Annotated in this window: 20 protein-coding genes; all 20 read left to right on the forward strand. The window is 44.7% G+C overall.

Annotated features, from left to right (window positions below; all coding sequences use genetic code 11):
- Positions 1-20: 20 nt before the first annotated feature.
- The 20 genes from ACFWMP_RS22785 to ACFWMP_RS22880 all read left to right on the forward strand — a co-directional run bounded on the left by ACFWMP_RS22785 (position 21) and on the right by ACFWMP_RS22880 (position 17,619).
- Positions 21-1,181: a sensor histidine kinase gene (locus ACFWMP_RS22785; protein WP_042192427.1), complete on the forward strand. Its 1,161-nt coding sequence runs from the start codon at positions 21-23 to the stop codon at positions 1,179-1,181.
- Positions 1,182-1,185: 4 nt separating this feature from the next.
- Positions 1,186-1,908, forward strand: a complete 723-nt coding sequence (locus ACFWMP_RS22790; RefSeq protein ID WP_042131342.1) for a response regulator — start codon at positions 1,186-1,188, stop codon at positions 1,906-1,908.
- A 237-nt stretch (positions 1,909-2,145) separates the two neighbouring features.
- A complete protein-coding gene (locus ACFWMP_RS22795; protein WP_076285666.1) occupies positions 2,146-2,592 on the forward strand; it encodes a glycosyltransferase family A protein in 447 nt (148 codons plus the stop codon).
- Positions 2,593-2,720: 128 nt separating this feature from the next.
- Positions 2,721-4,733, forward strand: a complete 2,013-nt coding sequence (locus ACFWMP_RS22800) for an ATP-dependent helicase ComFA (protein WP_379424819.1) — start codon at positions 2,721-2,723, stop codon at positions 4,731-4,733.
- Positions 4,730-5,548 (forward strand): ComFC family protein, encoded by an 819-nt coding sequence (locus tag ACFWMP_RS22805; protein WP_379424753.1) that lies wholly within the window; start codon positions 4,730-4,732, stop codon positions 5,546-5,548. The genes ACFWMP_RS22800 and ACFWMP_RS22805 overlap by 4 nt, the downstream gene beginning before the upstream one ends.
- A 168-nt stretch (positions 5,549-5,716) precedes the next feature.
- Positions 5,717-6,127, forward strand: a complete 411-nt coding sequence (locus tag ACFWMP_RS22810; protein WP_076285720.1) for a TIGR03826 family flagellar region protein — start codon at positions 5,717-5,719, stop codon at positions 6,125-6,127.
- Positions 6,128-6,229: 102 nt separating this feature from the next.
- Positions 6,230-6,514 carry a flagellar biosynthesis anti-sigma factor FlgM gene (gene flgM / locus ACFWMP_RS22815; protein WP_042192418.1) on the forward strand — a complete coding sequence of 95 codons (285 nt, stop codon included), beginning with the start codon at positions 6,230-6,232 and terminating at the stop codon, positions 6,512-6,514.
- Positions 6,515-6,526: 12 nt separating this feature from the next.
- Positions 6,527-7,027: a flagellar protein FlgN gene (locus tag ACFWMP_RS22820; RefSeq protein WP_042192416.1), complete on the forward strand. Its 501-nt coding sequence runs from the start codon at positions 6,527-6,529 to the stop codon at positions 7,025-7,027.
- Between the two features lie 54 nt (positions 7,028-7,081).
- Entirely contained in the window at positions 7,082-8,665 is a 1,584-nt protein-coding gene (gene flgK, locus ACFWMP_RS22825) for a flagellar hook-associated protein FlgK (RefSeq protein ID WP_379424754.1), read from the forward strand.
- Between the two features lie 15 nt (positions 8,666-8,680).
- Positions 8,681-9,598 carry a flagellar hook-associated protein FlgL gene (gene flgL, locus ACFWMP_RS22830; RefSeq protein WP_379424755.1) on the forward strand — a complete coding sequence of 306 codons (918 nt, stop codon included), beginning with the start codon at positions 8,681-8,683 and terminating at the stop codon, positions 9,596-9,598.
- 15 nt (positions 9,599-9,613) lie between these two features.
- Positions 9,614-10,180: a DUF6470 family protein gene (locus ACFWMP_RS22835; RefSeq protein ID WP_379424756.1), complete on the forward strand. Its 567-nt coding sequence runs from the start codon at positions 9,614-9,616 to the stop codon at positions 10,178-10,180.
- Between the two features lie 109 nt (positions 10,181-10,289).
- Positions 10,290-10,745, forward strand: coding sequence for a flagellar assembly protein FliW (gene fliW, locus ACFWMP_RS22840; RefSeq protein WP_379424757.1), 456 nt, complete (start codon positions 10,290-10,292; stop codon positions 10,743-10,745).
- A gap of 1 nt (position 10,746) precedes the next feature.
- Positions 10,747-10,989, forward strand: a complete 243-nt coding sequence (csrA, locus tag ACFWMP_RS22845; RefSeq protein WP_076297902.1) for a carbon storage regulator CsrA — start codon at positions 10,747-10,749, stop codon at positions 10,987-10,989.
- A 241-nt stretch (positions 10,990-11,230) separates the two neighbouring features.
- The gene (locus ACFWMP_RS22850) at positions 11,231-12,436 is read left to right on the forward strand and encodes a flagellin N-terminal helical domain-containing protein (RefSeq protein WP_076297901.1); all 1,206 of its coding nucleotides are present in this window, start codon (positions 11,231-11,233) and stop codon (positions 12,434-12,436) included.
- 198 nt (positions 12,437-12,634) lie between these two features.
- Positions 12,635-13,042 carry a flagellar protein FlaG gene (locus ACFWMP_RS22855; RefSeq protein WP_379424758.1) on the forward strand — a complete coding sequence of 136 codons (408 nt, stop codon included), beginning with the start codon at positions 12,635-12,637 and terminating at the stop codon, positions 13,040-13,042.
- Between the two features lie 17 nt (positions 13,043-13,059).
- Positions 13,060-14,598, forward strand: coding sequence for a flagellar filament capping protein FliD (fliD, locus tag ACFWMP_RS22860; RefSeq protein ID WP_379424759.1), 1,539 nt, complete (start codon positions 13,060-13,062; stop codon positions 14,596-14,598).
- A 28-nt stretch (positions 14,599-14,626) separates the two neighbouring features.
- A complete protein-coding gene (gene fliS / locus ACFWMP_RS22865) occupies positions 14,627-15,025 on the forward strand; it encodes a flagellar export chaperone FliS (RefSeq protein ID WP_379424760.1) in 399 nt (132 codons plus the stop codon).
- Positions 15,018-15,353, forward strand: a complete 336-nt coding sequence (gene fliT, locus ACFWMP_RS22870) for a flagellar protein FliT (protein WP_379424820.1) — start codon at positions 15,018-15,020, stop codon at positions 15,351-15,353. Before fliS ends, fliT begins: the two co-directional genes overlap by 8 nt.
- Positions 15,354-15,588: 235 nt before the next feature.
- Positions 15,589-15,786 (forward strand): cold shock domain-containing protein, encoded by a 198-nt coding sequence (locus ACFWMP_RS22875; protein WP_019915069.1) that lies wholly within the window; start codon positions 15,589-15,591, stop codon positions 15,784-15,786.
- 387 nt (positions 15,787-16,173) lie between these two features.
- Positions 16,174-17,619, forward strand: a complete 1,446-nt coding sequence (locus ACFWMP_RS22880; protein WP_379424761.1) for an S-layer homology domain-containing protein — start codon at positions 16,174-16,176, stop codon at positions 17,617-17,619.
- Positions 17,620-17,688: the final 69 nt, after the last annotated feature.

Below are 17,688 nucleotides of genomic sequence, written 5' to 3' on the forward strand. Positions count from 1 at the left end.
TAGAAAAGGGGCAAGCATCCGTGGAATTTCAAACCGATGCGATTGATCGCGTCATTAAAAATACCATCGACGTGATGGAGAGCAGCAAGTATCAGATTTTTGAAATATTGCAGGTTGCGCGTGATGAACTTGCTGCACTCAACAAAGAACTGCAGCGGGTCATGGACGAAACGGATGAGACATTGAAAAAAGTAGACAAGCTGGAGCTGCAGTATCATCGCTCCAGAATCCGGCTGACAGAGGTCAGCCGGGACTTTGTCCGCTACTCGGAGAAGGATATCCGTATTGCCTATGAGAAGGCTACGGAACTACAGCTCGAACTCATGATGACGCGTGAGCGAGAGGTCTATCTTCGATCAAGACGTGATGAATTACAAATGCGAGTGCGCAGTGTCGAAAATTCTGTAGAGCGCGCAGAGTCAATTGGTTCGCAAATGAGCGTAGTGCTCGAATATTTGTCGGGAGAACTAGGTCAGGTGACGAGAATTGTCGAATCTGCGAAGAACAGACAGATGATAGGACTCAAGATAATCCTGGCTCAAGAGGAAGAACGGAAGAGAATTGCCCGGGAAATTCATGATGGTCCTGCTCAAATGCTGGCGAATCTAGTCCTTAGGACGGAAATTGTAGAAAGAATGCTGGTAAAGCAGGAATTTGGGTTGGTGCAGGACGAAGTAATAGATTTGAAAGGACAGGTTCGATACAGCCTGGAAGAAATGCGTAAGGTCATCTTTAATTTACGACCGATGGCTCTCGATGATTTGGGATTAATTCCGACTTTGCGGAAATATGTGCATGATTTTGAGGAGAAGACGAAGCTGAGGACGACCTTGGAAACCAGAGGTCAGGAACATCGACTATCTTCAGCCATGGAGGCAGCGGTATACCGATTGGTCCAGGAAGCTTTGTCTAATGCAGCTAAACATGCCTACCCGAGTTTCGTATTGGTAGAGATTACTTACCAAGCGCAGTTAATTAAGATTGTGATTAAGGATAATGGATTAGGTTTTAATGTGCAGAAATTAAAAAATCCGCAGGGCAATCGTGAAAGCTTCGGGCTAGTAGGTATGCGGGAACGTGTAGAGCTGCTTGAAGGTAGAATGGAAATCATATCAGCCGAGAATCAGGGGACAACAATCGTGATCCACATTCCGACGAACGTGGAGAAAGGGAAGGAGTAATGTGATGGAGAACTTAAACTCTACTAAAACGCCCATTAAAGTTCTTTTGGCGGATGATCATCAGCTTTTTCGTGAAGGGCTGAAGCGTATTTTGAATATGGAGGAGGATATCGAAGTCATCGGTGAATGTGGTGACGGTATCCAGGTATTAGAGTTCTGTAACGGAACTAAACCAGACATCGTACTGATGGATATTAATATGCCTATTGAGAATGGCGTGGAGGCCACTCAAAAACTGCGGGAAATGTTCCCGGAGGTTAAGGTAATTATTTTATCGATTCATGATGATGAGAGTTATGTGTTTGAAACCCTTCGTAAGGGTGCCAATGGCTATTTATTAAAGGATATGGAGGCTGAATCCCTTATTAATGCGATCCGTTCGGTCTGTGAGGGACATGCTTTTATTCATCCAAAGGTTACCGGAAAGCTAATCAATCAATTGCGGCGCATGACTTACCTTAATGAGACTGGAGTAGCTGCTGATACGGTAGTGAAGGAAGCCGGTGTTAAGTTTGTGGCCGGTGACAACAATCCTCTAACACGTCGTGAAGCAGAAGTACTGCGGCTGATGGCGGAAGGTAAGAGTAACAAAATGATCGGTGAGTATTTGTTTATTAGTGAAAAAACGGTCAAAAACCATGTTAGTAGTATTTTGCAAAAAATGGAAGTTGATGATCGTACGCAAGCTGTAATTAACTCGATCAAATATGGTTGGGTAACCTTATAAGAATATTTACAGATTTACGGTACATATAGGAATGAATTCAAGGAGAGCACAGCTTGTTCCTTTAAAATATAAGAAAGTATAAGTTTCACTCCATACTTTATGTTTTATATTTCTCGCTTAAACGCTTACCGTCCTTGCAAGGACGCCGAAGGCGTTTATGCTTGATAGGAACTCTGGGCAGTCACCGACCTTTTAAAGCCGGCATATAGTGTTGGTATACAGAGGAGGTGCATCTCCATGGTAGCCCAGTTGATATGGATTGCGGCTGTTTATGTATCCGCTGCAGTGATTATTCATATGCTGCATAATCGGCAGAAGGTGCGGCAGACACCGCAGTCCGTGAAATGGATTCATTATATTTTGATTACCCGCAATCATGCATCTGTTGTGGAATGGTACATTCGGGCGCTGACATTTCAAGCATTTTTAACCGGAAAACGATTTCGAGTAACGTTCATGGATGATGGCTCGAGCGATGGAACCCTTGGAATTGTTTCCAGGCTGGCTGATAGTGGCTGCTCTATCGATCTTGCAACATCTATGTACACTTTTCAGGTGAGTGAAGAAGAGTTGCAGCAACAAGGGATTGTGGTAGACTTGCGGTTGTCAGGGCAGTCTGTTTCGTTGCCTTTTATGGGGATGGCAGGAAGTAGGGGATGCGAATCAAAGCGCGACAGATTTTAAGTGAATATGTGAGTAACGGGTGAAGCACACTCTCCAAGAAATGGAGGAGTGTGCTTTTTTGCGTTTGACGGTAAGGTGGTCGTTGTGGGGGAGAGTGATTTATGGTGAAAGTTAAGGAGGCGGATTTTATGCGAGCGGCTGTGTATGCCTTGGAATGTAGAGGGATCTGGAGTATTTGGATTTCTTTAGATCTTACAGTAGATAGATGGTGGTGGTCTGGCGCTGGACCGGAGCGTCAAGGCAGAGGCTTAGTAATGGTGGACAAACTGGTCTTATTATCTCCTGCGCTACCGCTGGGGTGGGCGGTGAAGCTGCGCGATTATTTTAAACAAAGGAACGGTATGAGGAACTGGGGGGCTAAGGAGTGGGGTCAATATATGAGTGGTGTCCTCGAGCCTGAGTTGAAGGAGGAGAGGGGAGCAGGAGGGAAAGGCGAGGAAGAGTGGCTTAGTGAGAGGGTGTCGCTATGGCGGGCTTATGAATCAGGTTGGATGATAGAACAGAGTAAGAAGAACAATGATTGCAGAAGTTACAGTAGAGGGAATGATCTCGATTATGCTTTACTGGAATCGGAGGCAGAACAACTATCGTGGGCTGTGGCCGGCCGCTCTTTACTGCAGCCGGAAATAGAGGCGCTGCTGGCAGAAGGATTGCCAGAGATGACAGGTCGTTGGCGCCAGGCGGCACAACTGGCGCATTTGCAGGGGCGGCTGGAGTTGACAGCTGCCGTTGGTAGTCCCGCCCCGGCTGCGCACGGGGCGTGGGCCCGCCAGCTCCCTGCGGGCGCTGGCGCTCTGGCGCGTGCGGCGGCTAAGCTGCCGCACGTATTGTGGCGCGGCGCTGTCGCCCGCCGCGCGGTTTCGCGCTGCCTGCGCTGCGGCAGCGCTCCCACCGGCCGCACGGCATGCGCCGCGTGCGGCCTTATGGGCTGCGCCTATTGCGAGGCCTGCCTCGCACTTGGACGCAGCCGGGCTTGCGCGCTGCTCCTGCGCAGCGCAGCGCTTCCGGCCGTGCGGTGCACGGCCGCCCTTGACCCCACCGCGGCCGCAGGCCGGTGGGGGTTAAGCCCAGCGCAGGCGGGAGCCGCTGGCGCTGCGCTGGTTTTTTTGGCGGAGCGGCGTGAGCGCTCCGCCAATTCGTGCCCAGAGCGGTTTCTGCTCTGGGCGGTGACGGGAGCCGGGAAGACGGAGATGATCTTCCCGCTCCTAGAGGCCGTGCTCGCCGCCGGTGGGCGGGCGCTCGTAGCGACGCCGCGACGCGACGTCGTACTCGAGCTCGCTCCGCGGCTCGCCAAAGCTTTCCCGGCGGAGACTCTCGCCGTGCTTTACGGCGGCAGCGCAGAACGCTGGGTGAGTGGTCGCTTAACGCTCGCGACCACCCATCAGCTGCTGCGCTTCCATCGAGCCTTTGATCTCGTTATCATAGACGAGCTGGACGCGTACCCCTATCACAATGATCCTATGTTGGCTTATGCCGCAGAACAAGCCTGTAAGGTAGATGGCTCTTTTATCTACTTATCAGCCACTCCACCACAAGAAATGCAGCGGTTGGTCCGGTCAGGCAGACTTCCACATGCCAGAGTGCCTGTCCGCTTCCATGGTCATCCATTGCCTGTGCCGCAGCATCTGACCATGACATCTGTTCAAACATGCCTAAAGCGTGGGTTGTTACCTAGATCTCTCATACATACGCTTCGTAAGTCGCTCGAGCGCAAGGCGCAAATCTTTTGTTTTGTTTCTCGTATTGCACATATTGAAGGATTACTAGTTCTGCTTCGTCGGAGCTTTCCCCGCGTAGTTATCGAGGGTACTTCCTCCAAAGATTCCTTCCGGGCAGAGAAGGTAACTGCTTTTCGCGACCGGGCTATCTCCCTATTAGTAACGACTACGATTCTGGAACGAGGAGTTACAGTCCCACGCAGCGATGTATTTATTTTGGATGCGGATAGCGATCTTTTTGACGAAGCCTCCTTGGTTCAGATGGCTGGACGTGCCGGGCGATCTAAGGATGATCCTGCTGGGCGTGTTGTATTTGCCTCTCCCCAATGGACCCGATCACAGCGAGGAGCGATCTCCCAAATCCGTACTATGAACATCATCGCTCGCCGCAAAGGATACATTAGCAAGGAGGCGCCGAGATGAGCTCTCTGTTCTCATGGTTAACCAAATCTCGGGCACTCTTGTCCCCTTCCGTAACTCCATGCTTAACCTGCGGCAAGCTTAATCCTGGATCCTCACAATTTCCTGGAGTTTGCAGGAATTGCGTAGAATCCATTCCTTGGATATGTTCCCCACGCTGCTTGAAATGTGGTCGGCATGTGGGCTGTCCTGACTGTACCCGCAGTAGTGAACCGTCTCCAATTATTTGTAATCGAAGTGCAGTGGCTTACACTAGTGTTATGCGAGAATGGTTGGGTCAGTATAAATATCGCGGGAATGAACGGTATGCCCCTTTACTTGGCCTCATGCTGGATAGAGCCTATCTAACACTGAAAAAAGAGAAGCAGAGCGCTCTTTTATCCCGAAAACCATCCATCATCCATCGTTCTTGGTCTGCTGATTTGTTAGTGCCAGTGCCTGTCAGTGATTCCCGGCTTATGGAGCGAGGATTTAATCAAGCGGAAAGATTGGCTGATGTACTATCTAGATGTAGGAAGATTCCACAGCTTCCGCTGCTGATCCGTACACACCATACGGGAAAACAGAGCTTTAAGAGCCGAGCGGAACGACTGGCGGATATGAAGCACGCTTTTGCAGAAAATCCGGCAGTAACAACACAATTTGCGGATTGGTTAAATAGGGAGGTACCTCTAAATCGTCCTGTTCGGATTATTATTGTTGATGATATTTATACGACGGGCAGTACCATTCGTGCGTGCGCTGAGATCATACAACAAGTGGGTTCAGATTATGGTTATACGGTAGAGGTGTATAGCCTAACTTGGGCACGTTCCTGAGGAGAGCGAAATGCATGATTGTGAACAGCCCATTCACTTTTTGAAGAGATCCATGCCCGTAATAGCGTTTCTTCCGTCCCATAGACGAATTCTTTGCAATCATGTAATCTAGGAGCATAAGGATATTATGCGTTGTACAGAATGTACGGAGAGGAGCGGCTGCTTGTTATGAATCTAGACAATTGTCCAAGGTGCGGCCGGTTGTTTGTTAAGAATCTTATGGGGTTGTGCCAGCCATGCATCAAAGAGCTGGAGCATGAATATGAGATCTGCGTGGATTATTTGCGGGAGAACAAAGGAACCAACATTCAAGAGTTGTCCGATGCTACAGGAATTTCGATTAAGGAGATCACCCGCTTTATTCGAGAGGGCCGGATATCTATAGCTAATGCTCCTAATATGATGTATCCCTGCGAGGTGTGTGGAACGCTGATTCGCGATGGGCATATGTGTGATAGCTGCCGTTCTCGGCTAAGGAAGGATCTCTCCAATGCCGCCAAGGAAAGTGCTGCTGAGGATTCTACCAAAAAGACAACAGACGGTGCATATCGTGCCATAGACAAGTTGCGTGACCTATAAAATCTGCAAAAAAACGTTTGCAGCTATAAAGAATGTTTCAGTCTACGCCGATAAACTTAGTAAAGATTATCGGCTTTTTTATATTAGAAGGAAGGTGAAGTTATGAAAATTAACGAGACCGGACGAATTAACGCGATGAATCCGTATCAACGCAGCGCGGATGCGCAAAGGCAGGAACAAATGAAGAAAAGTTCACGCAAGGATGAGGTTTCGATCTCTGATGAAGCGATTCAGCTCTTGCAAGCACAGAATTCTGGTAATGATGCTGAACGTGCACTTAAGATCGACAGTTTGAAGCAACAGGTCTCCGCAGGTACCTATCAAGTAGATGCAGCTAAGCTAGCAGAGAAACTCGCCCCTTACTTTAAGCAATCCTCCGAGAATTAGGTGAAACCATCCATGGCATTGACGACATTAATAGAACTATTGGAGCGGCTGGACGAAGTGCATAATCAAATGCTGGAGCTGGCCGCTGAGAAAAAACAGACGATTATGGACAACAAGGTGGATGCATTAATCGACATCCTGAACCGTGAGTCCAAGTTAATGAAACTGATTGGACAGCTCGAGGAACAGCGAATCGCGGCGGCATATACCGTTCTGCAAGGCGTAGGTATTCGTTCCAACCTGAACCTGAACCTAACTGAGCTGTCCAGACTTATATTTGACCCTGAAGACAAGGCACGACTGCTGCATATTCAGCAGAAGCTTTCTGGCACTTTGCACCGCTTGAAAGAAGCAAATGAGCTTAATCAGAAGCTGATAGAGCAGTCGCTTACTTTTATAGATTATTCTTTGGATCTGCTGGTCGGAAGACCGAATCAGGATATCACATATCATCGTCCGTCCGACAAAGGCAATGGCGTAAATCGGTCGGGGATTTTTGATGCACGAGGCTAGAATTGTACTGATGAAGTGTTCTGTCAGAGCAGAACATAAGGAGGAGTAAGCAGCATGACATCCACTTTTCACTCGATAGAGACGGCGAGACGCAGCCTTTTTACTCAGACCGCAGCTCTTAATACGACTGGACACAATATCGCAAATGCGAATACCGAGGGTTATACTCGTCAACGTGTAAATATGAAGGCTGCTTTACCTATTGAAGCGTACGGATTTAATAAATCTACCGTTCCTGGTCAAATGGGTACAGGGGTGGAATTCTCATCTATCGATCGGATTCGGGAAATGTTTCTGGATGATCAGTACCGTGGTGAAAATTCTGCATTTGGAAACTGGAAGCTTCAAGCAGATACCCTCTCTAAACTAGAAGCGATTGTTAACGAACCATCGGATACAGGTATTCGTACCGTTCTAGATAACTTCTGGAAATCATGGTCTGACCTTAGTAAAAACCCTGAGGATCCTACTGCTCGTAAGATTGTAGTACAAACTGCACAATCTTTGACTGATGCCATGAATTATATGAGCACGCAATTAGATAATCTTGAACGGGATCTAACTACTAATATTGAAGTTAAAGCAAAAGAGGCTCAGGGTTATCTAACCGCTATCGCAGACTTGAATAAATCGATCTATAAGATCGAAGGTATGGGCGATCAGGCAAATGATTTACGCGATCAACGCGATCTGATGGCAGACAAGCTATCCAAGATTGCTAATATTACCGTCGTGGAGACAGAAGCTGGTTATAACGTTTCTCTGGGTGGACAGCCACTGGTAGAGGGTGGAGAAGTTACTGCAACCGTAGATAGTGCATTTCTTAATAATGCTTATGCCGCTGGAACCTTGAAGGGCGGCGAGGCTTACGGAATGATTTTCTCCAAAAACACTTATGTTACCGACTACAAAAAACAACTCAACGATATGGCTAGTACGATTGCTACTGGTGACGTTGAGATTACAATACCGGCAGGTTCTAATCTTCCTGAAGGTACGGTGTTGACTAATGATGCCAAGATTAAGCAAGCAGATGGCACCGTAGTTACTTTGGCCGCTGGTCAGGCAATGCCTAAGGGAGCAACGATGTATGAGGACGCTAAAACCATTGTCAAAGGCTTGAACGGACTCCACAAGTTAGGTTATGCGATGGATGGAAGCGCTGGTCGTGACTTCTTTGTAACCTCTGGTGATGCTGGAACGATCAAGTTGAATCCGGAAATTGCTGCAGATGTTAGCTTATTCGCAACCTCGCTACGTACAACTGTTGATGCAGCTGGCAACACGCAGGTTGTTAAAGGAAATAACACCTTGGCTCTTTTATTGACGAACCTCAAGGATAGTAAATTCACTACGCCGGACGGTAAAGTTAGCAATACTGTGGGCGGGCTTCTAGGCTCCATGGTTGGCCAATTGGGTATTCAATCGCAGGAGGCAGCGCGTCAAACGGACAACTCAGATTATCTGGTTGAGCAGGTTAACTCCCGTCGTCAATCTGTTAGCGGAGTATCTCTGGATGAGGAAATGTCGAATATGCTAGTTTTTCAGCATGCTTATAGTGCCGCAGCGCGTTTTATGACTACTTTTGATGAACTGCTCGACAAATTGATTAATTCCACCGGCACAGTCGGCAGATAAAAGGAGATATAGCGTATGTTGAGAGTAACCTCTAACATGATGAATTCACAGCTTCTGCTTAACCTAAACCGCAATGCACGTACAATGAACGACACACAATTACAGCTTTCAAGCGGACAAAAAATCAACAAGCCTTCCGATGATCCGGTAGGAATTACGTATTCCCTGCGTTATCGTGCGGAGCTTTCATCTAACGAGCAATATACCAAGAATGTAGATAGTGCTCTTTCATGGCTAGATTATAATGATACAGTCCTAGGACAAGCTGGAGATGTTGTTCAGAAGATTCGTGAACTGTCTGTACAAGCTGCGACAGGGACTAATCCACAGTCAGCACTGGACAGTATTAATGCCGAAGTGATGCAGTTAAAAGACCAACTTGTGGATATTGCAAATAGTACGTTGAATGGTAAATACATTTTTAATGGTGAGCAGTACAACACGAAACCTTATGAGTTCGCTAAAGGTGCAGATGGTACATATGATGTATCTAAGCCGATTACAACAGATACCGGGCAGATTCAGTTTATTGTAGGTGAAGATGTGCGTATGCCTATTAGTACGACTGGTAATGACGTATTCGGTAATACTGGGGATGCGGATAATTTGTTTGCAATCATTAATCAATTATCAGTTGCCTTGAAATCGGGTGATTCCAAAGGAATATCGGCACAACTTGGTTTAATTGATACAAGGATGGAAAAAATTCTGACGGCACGCTCTGAAATAGGGGCCAAAACCAACCGTGTAGAATTAATGCAGGATCGGCTTAGTGATTTGAATATTAACTTAACGGACTTACAGGCTAAGACTGAAGATGCCGATTATGAAGGTTTGATTATGAACTCTAAGATTCAAGAGAATATCTATAATGCATCCTTGTCTGTGGGTGCAAAGATTATTTCCACAACTCTCGTAGACTTTATCAGATAACGGAGGTGGTTCTCGTTGCTACAACCGATATTGCAAATCCGTCAGACGCCTGCTGTGATTGGTATTGATGCTGATCCGGGCACTTATTCGATCACTCAGCCTAAAGCTGAGGTTAATATAACGACTACTGCAGGTGAATTAACTGTTCAATCTACTAGACCGGAGCTTACTATTGATCAATCCCGTGCTTGGGAGGCTTATAACGGTGGGAAAATGCTGGATATGAATAAACGGATTTATTCCGGCATTCAACAGTTATATCTTCAGGGAATTGCCAGAAAGGTCGAGCAAGGGAATCGGATGGCTCAGTTTTTTAGACCTGGTAATACAATTGCAGAAGTTTACGGTATGGATACCGAACCAAATTCTTTTCCTGAGATTCGAGGCCCAGCATCATACGACAATGTGGACATTCACATCGAAACGAGAGCCCCACAAATCGATTTTCGAGCCGCGAGAGTGAACATTCAGGTGGAAAGACGTAATCCAGAAATTGAATATACCCGTGGAAAGTTAAATATATATATGCAGCAATATGCTTCTATTCAGTTTATTCCACCAGAATTGAATGTTCAAACGTAGCTTTTTAAGCTATAGATGTGCCAGAAAGCGCCTCTATAGCTTTTGTGCTATATATAATGTGGTGGGATTTTCATAAGATGTTAGTTTTGCGAAGCGAAACTTTTGAGGAGTGAATAACTTGATTATAGAAACACTATCTTGGGGCAAACTGGAAGTAGATGAAATGCAAATATATCATTTTCCGAAAGGACTACCTGGCTTTGATGAAGAAACCGATTTTGCTTTGATTGCGATGGAGGAGACGCCTTTTTGCTATCTACAATCTGTTAGAAATAGGGGTCTATCCTTTCTGTTAGGAGATCCATTTGTTTTTTATCTGTCCTATGAGTTTGAGTTGCCGGATGATGAAGCTGAAGAATTAAGCATAAATGATGGGATTGTCGTTCGTTGTATTATCACGCTAAAGGAACAAATCGAACATTCGACAATTAATCTTCTGGCTCCTATTGTATTGAATCCTACTGCTCGTTTAGCTAAACAGATCGTTCTTCATAAAGCACCTTATCATACAAAGCATAGCTTGCTGCAGGTGCAGTCGGTTATCGATGGAAAGGATGGTGGATGATATGCTTGTGCTTTCTCGAAAAAAAGGGGAGTCCATCGTCATCCAAGATCAGATAGAGCTGACGATCTTAAGTGTGGAAGGTGATACGGTAAAGGTTGGTATTTCTGCACCGAAGCATGTCGATATTTTTCGCAAAGAAGTATATCTTTCTATACAAGAATCTAACCGCGAATCCGTTGCTCCACAGCAGTCTGATCTGAAGGCACTGATCCATCAACTTCGCAAAGTGAATAATAACGATTAATGGTTATAACGTATATACTGAATTCAGAATCTGGGACTGCACGAATGCAGACTCAGGTTTTTTATTTGATTTAAGAGATTTATTCAAGGAATTTCAAAAAAACTTCAATTTGCTCTAAACACTTGGATACATACCGTCGATATATGTAGTAGACGCTGATCCGGCAGGGCGGCCGACCTTAATGGTTCGGCGTTTACCACATGGATGTGGAACTAACTCAATTTCAGGGAGGAAATATCTAATGATTATCAATCACAACGTAACAGCCTTAAATACTCATCGTCAATTATCCATTAACACTGCTAACACTAGCAAAAACATCGAGAAACTGTCTTCTGGCATGAGAATCAACCGTGCTGGCGATGACGCTGCTGGTCTCGCGATCTCCGAAAAAATGCGTGGGCAAATTCGTGGTCTTGACCAAGCTTCCCGTAACGCTCAAGATGGCATCTCTTTGATTCAAACAGCTGAGGGTGCATTGAATGAGACACACAGCATCCTGCAACGTATGCGTGAACTTGCAAACCAATCGGCAAACGGTACTAACACAGAAACTGACCGTGGAGAAATTCAGAAAGAGATTAACTCACTAACTTCTGAAATCAACCGTATCGGTAACACCACTGAGTTCAATACTCAAAAACTATTGAATGGCGATAAAAACGGAGCTGGTTCTGCCAAGGTAGACGCAGTAGCGGGTGTATTTAAAGCGGGCGTAGTAGATCCGACAGCAGCATTCACAATCGATGGTACAACCATTGCTGCTGGATCTGCTGATCTTGCTGGGCTGATTACATCAATTAATGCAGATGCAACGCTGGGTGCTAAGTACACTGTTACTGCGGGTACAGGTGGGGATGCTGGCAAATTGATCATAACCCAAAAAGCAGGTGCAGAAGCAGATCATACTCCAACTATTGGTGGCGGTACCCTACTTGAAACAGTAACAAAAGGTGTAGCAGCAAAAGCTGCAGTAGTAGCTGACGATGCTAAGAGTATGAAGTTCCAGATTGGTGCAAACCAAAACCAAAGCTTGACTCTTGATGTTGCTGACATGAGAGCATCCGCGTTGGGTATTACTACTGCAGGTACGACTGATAAACTTGCTGTAACTGATGGTACAAACAATACAACTACTGAACAGGCTCTTGATGTAACAACTCATGAGGATGCAGCAAATGCAATTACAAAGATCCAATCAGCTATTGATAAAGTTTCCGGCGAACGTGCGAAATTAGGTGCAAACCAAAACCGTCTGGAACATACAATCAATAACTTGGGAACTTCTTCCGAGAACTTGACTGCTGCTGAATCTCGTATCCGTGACGTAGACATGGCAAAAGAAATGATGTCACAAACTAAGAACAACATCCTTGCTCAAGCTGCTCAAGCTATGTTGGCTCAAGCTAACCAACAACCACAAGGCGTTCTTCAATTGCTTCGTTAATTTAAAAATTAACTTTATAGCTTTACAGAAAGAACCTTGGATTTTTTCCAAGGTTCTTTTTTTTGAATATTTGTGATTATTAATAAAACTTCGCAATTCCCGGGATTTTTTCAGGTTTATCTTTCTTAAGTCCTAAATTATCCCTGAATCTAACCGATATAAAGAGTATAAAATGAGCGTTGGTGGAGGTCGGGCTTTATGAATGTACAGTTTTCTCTTTCTGCTAGTTCTGCTAGTTCTGCTAGTTCCGTAACAAGTGTACAGGGTGTATCTGAAGCAAAGTCCAGTACTGCATCGGTGTCATCCATAAATCAAGAAACGCCTATCCGAAATGCTAAGGATATGAGTTTGAGAGAGAAGCAGGGCGTAAATGTGTCTGTTGCGGAAGAACAACTCATTCGTACCATTGAACGGGCGGTGAAATCTCTACAGGGACCCCAAACTACACTGCAGATCAGCATCCACGAGAAGACGCATGACATTATGGTCAAGGTGCTTAATAAGGATACCGGTGAACTCATTCGCGAAGTTCCCCCAGAGAAAACTCTGGATCTCGTAGCTAAGATGATGGAAATTGCCGGAATACTTGTAGACGAGAAAATTTAGGAGTAGGAGGTGCTGTTTTGGTTACACGTGTAAATGGATTTTCAGGGATGGATATCGATAGCATGGTAAAGAGTATGATGACCGCTAAGCGTGTCCCCTTAGATAAGCTTAATCAACAGAAACAGATCCTTAACTGGACTAGAGACAGTTATCGCGAAATTAATAGTAAGTTGGTTGATTTTCGTACAAATAAACTTACTGACAAATATGGCGTTAACTCAGCCTTGAATGCCAATAAGGCTGTTACAAGCGGTAATACGGAAGCGCTAACCGTTGAAGCTACAGCAACTGCTAACGGAATTGATATGAAAGTAAGTATTACTCAGCTGGCTACCAAGGCTACAATTGAATCAAATGGTGCAGGTTCTGGTTTAACTACAGCTTCTTCACTAGCTAAGGCAAAGACTAACGGTTCAAATGTTGAGATTACGGATGCTGATAAGGCAGAGAAATATAGTTTGAAGATCAATGAGCAAACTTTTTCTTTTACAGGAGCGACAGAGATTTCTACTGTTATTGCAACGATTAATGGTAACACTAAAGCTAACGCTATCGCGAGTTTTGATGAAGTCACTGGGAAGCTGATTATTTCATCTAAGACTTTTGGAAGTAAAGGTGCCTTATCTATTGAATCAGTTGATGGTAGTAATAATTTATTTGAGGCTTTTAAAGGCATTAAACAATACACTGGTAAAGATGTTAAACCTGGCATGGATGCTATTGTATTTGTTAATGATACGATGATAAAAAAAGATAGTAATAGTTTCTTGATTAACGGGGTCCAACTGACATTATTGGCTACAACATCCACCCAGACCGATCCTGAGGTGAATCCATCAACAGGAACGGATAAGCCTATTACAATCAAAACTCAATCAGACCCTCAAAAAGCTGTAGATGCAATAAAAGGATTTGTTGAAGATTACAACAGTTTGTTGAAATTGTTGAACGATAAAATAGCTGAAGAGAAGTACCGCGATTTTGCACCATTGTCTGATGAACAAAAGTCAGCAATGAAAGAGGCAGATATCACGACTTGGACGGAAAAAGCCAAAAGCGGACTTTTGAAAAACGATGATATATTAAGAGAAGCAGTATCCTCTTTGCGTGGGGTTATTTCGAACCAGATCGGTGCCTTGAGCTCTATCGGGGTGACTACCGGATCTTACTTTGAGGGAGGAAAACTGAAGTTAGATGAGACTGCTTTGAAAAAGGCTCTTGCCAACGATGCTCAAGGGGTTATGGATCTACTCCAGGGCCCAGCCAGCGCCTCCACTACAGGGGTATTTGACAAGTTAGCTAGTAAAGTCAATAACACACTGGATGCACTAGTCTCGAGGGTAGGTACTAACAAGTACTCGACTGATCTTACCAGTACCTTCAAAGAAGAAAGTGTTATGGGGAAGAAGCTCAAAAATTATAACACTCGTATAAGCGATATGTTAACCATGCTAAATAATGCCGAAACACGCTATTACAAGCAGTTCTCAGCAATGGAAACGGCAATGAATAAATTACAGGCACAGTCTTCCAGTCTTTTCCCCACATCCAGCTAAGAAATTTATAAAATAGAGGGTGAGATTATTGATTACATCTCCGTATGAGAAATACCGTCAGTCTTCTGTTCAAACCTCAACACCTGCACAACTAGTAATTATGTTGTACGATGGAGCTATTCGCTTCGTGAGAACAGCACTGGATGGACTCAGTAAACAGGACTATGAGAAGACAAGTCTTAATTTTGGTAAAGCACAATCTATAGTTAGTGAGTTAATGAGTACATTGGACTACTCCTATGAAATCTCTAATAATCTTTATTCACTTTACGAATATACAAATCATCTATTAATTGAAGCTAACATCCGCAAGAGCCCAGAAAAAGCGGAAGAGGCTATCGGCTACCTTACAGAACTTCGGGAAACTTGGCTTCAAGCATCCAAACTCGCTGCAGGCCAAGGACAGGCTGAAAGTGCTCATGGATGAATTAATCCTGAGTTTAGATCAACTCACCCGGAGCATCGTAAACCGTCTTCAAGAGACTACCTATGAGGAGTTAGAGCTTTTTGTCGAGGATCGTCAGGAGCTTGTCGATTCTATTGCAGAACAAGCCGAAATTTGTAAGTCGACGTCCGCACAAAAACAAGAAATTAATCGAATTTTGGAATACGATCATGTGATTTTAGATAGAATGAACGCTCTTCGTTTGGAAGCCCAAGACTGGTTGCAGAAGCGCAATCAGGCTAAAGTACAGCGTAGCGCATACGAGGCTGCTTACACCCCGGATAGTTTTCTAATGGATCGCAGAAAATAATTCATTTCGGTGTTTCACTATAGGAGTAGACGGGTATTAAATACCGTCTGCTCTTTTTTTATCCTTACACCAAAACTATTTTCTTAATTATGGTAAATTAAACGTCCTATTTTACGTGGTAAATTATTGCATGTAAACATTTACTTTTCCAATTGACAATGAAGAAGTTACGGTGGTATAGTCGATTTGTGAGCAAGACTCACGTTCATCTGATGACGAAGGGAATGTTTAATCAATGGAAGGTAAAGTAAAATGGTTTAACGCAGAAAAAGGTTATGGTTTTATCGAGACTGCAGACGGTGGCGACGTATTCGTACACTTTTCCGCGATTCAAACTGACGGTTTCAAGACTTTGGATGAAGGCCAATCCGTAGAGTTCGATATCGTTGAAGGTGCACGCGGACCACAAGCAGCTAACGTAATCAAATTATAATCATACGGCTAAGCCGACCTACATATAAGTAGATGGTTAGCAATTTAGACAGCGCTAGCAAGGATCTTGGGAATTCTCCCAAGATCCTTTTTTTGTGTGCTTGGGGCCCCCGCAAAGTACCTGAGTATACATCGAAGTAAAGCTCCACTTTGTGGGGATAATTTGTGCTCTCATAAGCCTCTATCAATGCTGTTAATAGAAAGAAAATAGCGTACTTTGTAAATTTATAATATGGAAAATGTTAGAACTCTTCGAAATGTGGGTAATAGGTATACGTTGAGCTGTTTATCTTACCTCGACGCACACTATGTTAGCCTAGGCCAATACTTCCGAGAAGAGATTCATATAGCCTACGCTATCAAAACTTTTAGGAGGATGATTAGCAGGATGAAAAAGAAGTTGCGCGGTCTTATGACCGGAGTTTTAGGAGTTAGTATGTTATTAGGATCTCTTGGCAGCGTATCTGCCGCCTCCGTACCTAAGGATATTCAAGGTCACTGGGCCCAAGCTCAGCTACAGGAATGGTTAGATAGTGGATACCTTGGAGGATACCCAGATGGTACAGTTAAACCAAACAAGGCAATTACACGTGGAGAGTATGTGACTCTGGTAAATCGCCTGTTCGGTTTTAAAGAAAAAGCAACTGTAAGCTTTAAAGATATGAAAAGCACAAACTGGAACTACAGTGAAGTGGCTAAAGCCGTGGAAGCTGGCTATATCGGAGGATACGAGGACAATACGTTCCGTCCTAATAGTCCGCTCACAAGACAAGAGGCAGCAGTAATGGCTGCGAAATTACTTAAATTGAGCACCAATAGCACTACTAGCAAATTTAAAGACAATGCACAAATTGCAGCATGGGCAAAAGGTGCAGTAGCCGCTGCAGCGGATAAAAAGATTATTAACGGTTATCCGGATGGAACCTTCGGTCCTAAGAGATCGTTAACACGTGCAGAGGCTGTAGGTATCATCAATACCTCAGTCATCTATTATCCAGGTAGCGGTACAGGTGGTGGAGTAGTACCTACCCCAACGCCAACGGCTACTCCGACTCCAACAGCTACTCCAACGCCAACAGCTACTCCAGGTGGTAGTACTGGTGGCGGAAGTGGTGGTGGATCTGGCGGCGATAACGGTGGAGGAAATGAATCAAAACCAACCGTTTCTGGGGCAACCTATGGTAACGTTGGTTCGGTAACAGCTGATGTGTACCTAACTCCTTCCGTAACGGGTGCTGTGTACTATGTTGTAGCTCCTTATACTACCAATGTAAGTGTACCAAGTGCCCTGCAAGTAGAAAAAGGACAACTTAGTGACGGAACTGCAGGCGTGTATCATGGTAGCGCTGCTACTGTAGCTAAGACAAAGGTTACATTCTCGGTTTACGGATTGAATCCTGGTACGGAGTATGCAACTTATATTGCGGTAGCTGATGCTTCAGGTAATCTTTCTGATGTAACTACCGTCCGATTAACTACTGCTCAGGCAACTGCAAACTCGATTACGCTTTTTGAACCAGGACAAGTAGGTACAGTTACAGCAGATGTGTATGTTAAATATGGCGTGACTGGTGGCGCTCCAACACCGGTAAAATATGTAGTATTGCCGGCAAATGAAAAAGCACCTAGCGCAACACAAATTTCTTTAGGGCAGAATAGTGCTGGTACAGTATTGACTGCTCCATGGACGGACACGCTTACGTTCGCTCCTGGTGTAAAACATACGCATACTTTGACTGGATTGACAGCCAATACTGCCTATAAGGTATACCTTATTACAGGATCAAGTACAGAATTGTCACCTGTCGAAATCATTCAAATTCATACCAAGTAACTTAATCTTATGCTATCTCAGTTTGGGAATATAAGAATGGAATTCGTACTATAATAACGTCAGGTTTAC

Source organism: Paenibacillus sp. NPDC058367, from assembly GCF_042723305.1.
Classification (GTDB): domain Bacteria; phylum Bacillota; class Bacilli; order Paenibacillales; family Paenibacillaceae; genus Paenibacillus_AQ.

Coding starts and splice junctions, on each gene's coding strand:
- ACFWMP_RS22790 (WP_042131342.1), top strand. CDS start 1,186: ATGGAGAACTTAAACTCTACTAAAACGCCCATTAAAGTTCTTTTGGCG.
- ACFWMP_RS22795 (WP_076285666.1), top strand. CDS start 2,146: ATGGTAGCCCAGTTGATATGGATTGCGGCTGTTTATGTATCCGCTGCA.
- ACFWMP_RS22800 (WP_379424819.1), top strand. CDS start 2,721: ATGCGAGCGGCTGTGTATGCCTTGGAATGTAGAGGGATCTGGAGTATT.
- ACFWMP_RS22805 (WP_379424753.1), top strand. CDS start 4,730: ATGAGCTCTCTGTTCTCATGGTTAACCAAATCTCGGGCACTCTTGTCC.
- ACFWMP_RS22810 (WP_076285720.1), top strand. CDS start 5,717: ATGAATCTAGACAATTGTCCAAGGTGCGGCCGGTTGTTTGTTAAGAAT.
- flgM (WP_042192418.1), top strand. CDS start 6,230: ATGAAAATTAACGAGACCGGACGAATTAACGCGATGAATCCGTATCAA.
- ACFWMP_RS22820 (WP_042192416.1), top strand. CDS start 6,527: ATGGCATTGACGACATTAATAGAACTATTGGAGCGGCTGGACGAAGTG.
- flgK (WP_379424754.1), top strand. CDS start 7,082: ATGACATCCACTTTTCACTCGATAGAGACGGCGAGACGCAGCCTTTTT.
- flgL (WP_379424755.1), top strand. CDS start 8,681: ATGTTGAGAGTAACCTCTAACATGATGAATTCACAGCTTCTGCTTAAC.
- csrA (WP_076297902.1), top strand. CDS start 10,747: ATGCTTGTGCTTTCTCGAAAAAAAGGGGAGTCCATCGTCATCCAAGAT.
- ACFWMP_RS22850 (WP_076297901.1), top strand. CDS start 11,231: ATGATTATCAATCACAACGTAACAGCCTTAAATACTCATCGTCAATTA.
- ACFWMP_RS22855 (WP_379424758.1), top strand. CDS start 12,635: ATGAATGTACAGTTTTCTCTTTCTGCTAGTTCTGCTAGTTCTGCTAGT.
- fliT (WP_379424820.1), top strand. CDS start 15,018: ATGGATGAATTAATCCTGAGTTTAGATCAACTCACCCGGAGCATCGTA.
- ACFWMP_RS22875 (WP_019915069.1), top strand. CDS start 15,589: ATGGAAGGTAAAGTAAAATGGTTTAACGCAGAAAAAGGTTATGGTTTT.
- ACFWMP_RS22880 (WP_379424761.1), top strand. CDS start 16,174: ATGAAAAAGAAGTTGCGCGGTCTTATGACCGGAGTTTTAGGAGTTAGT.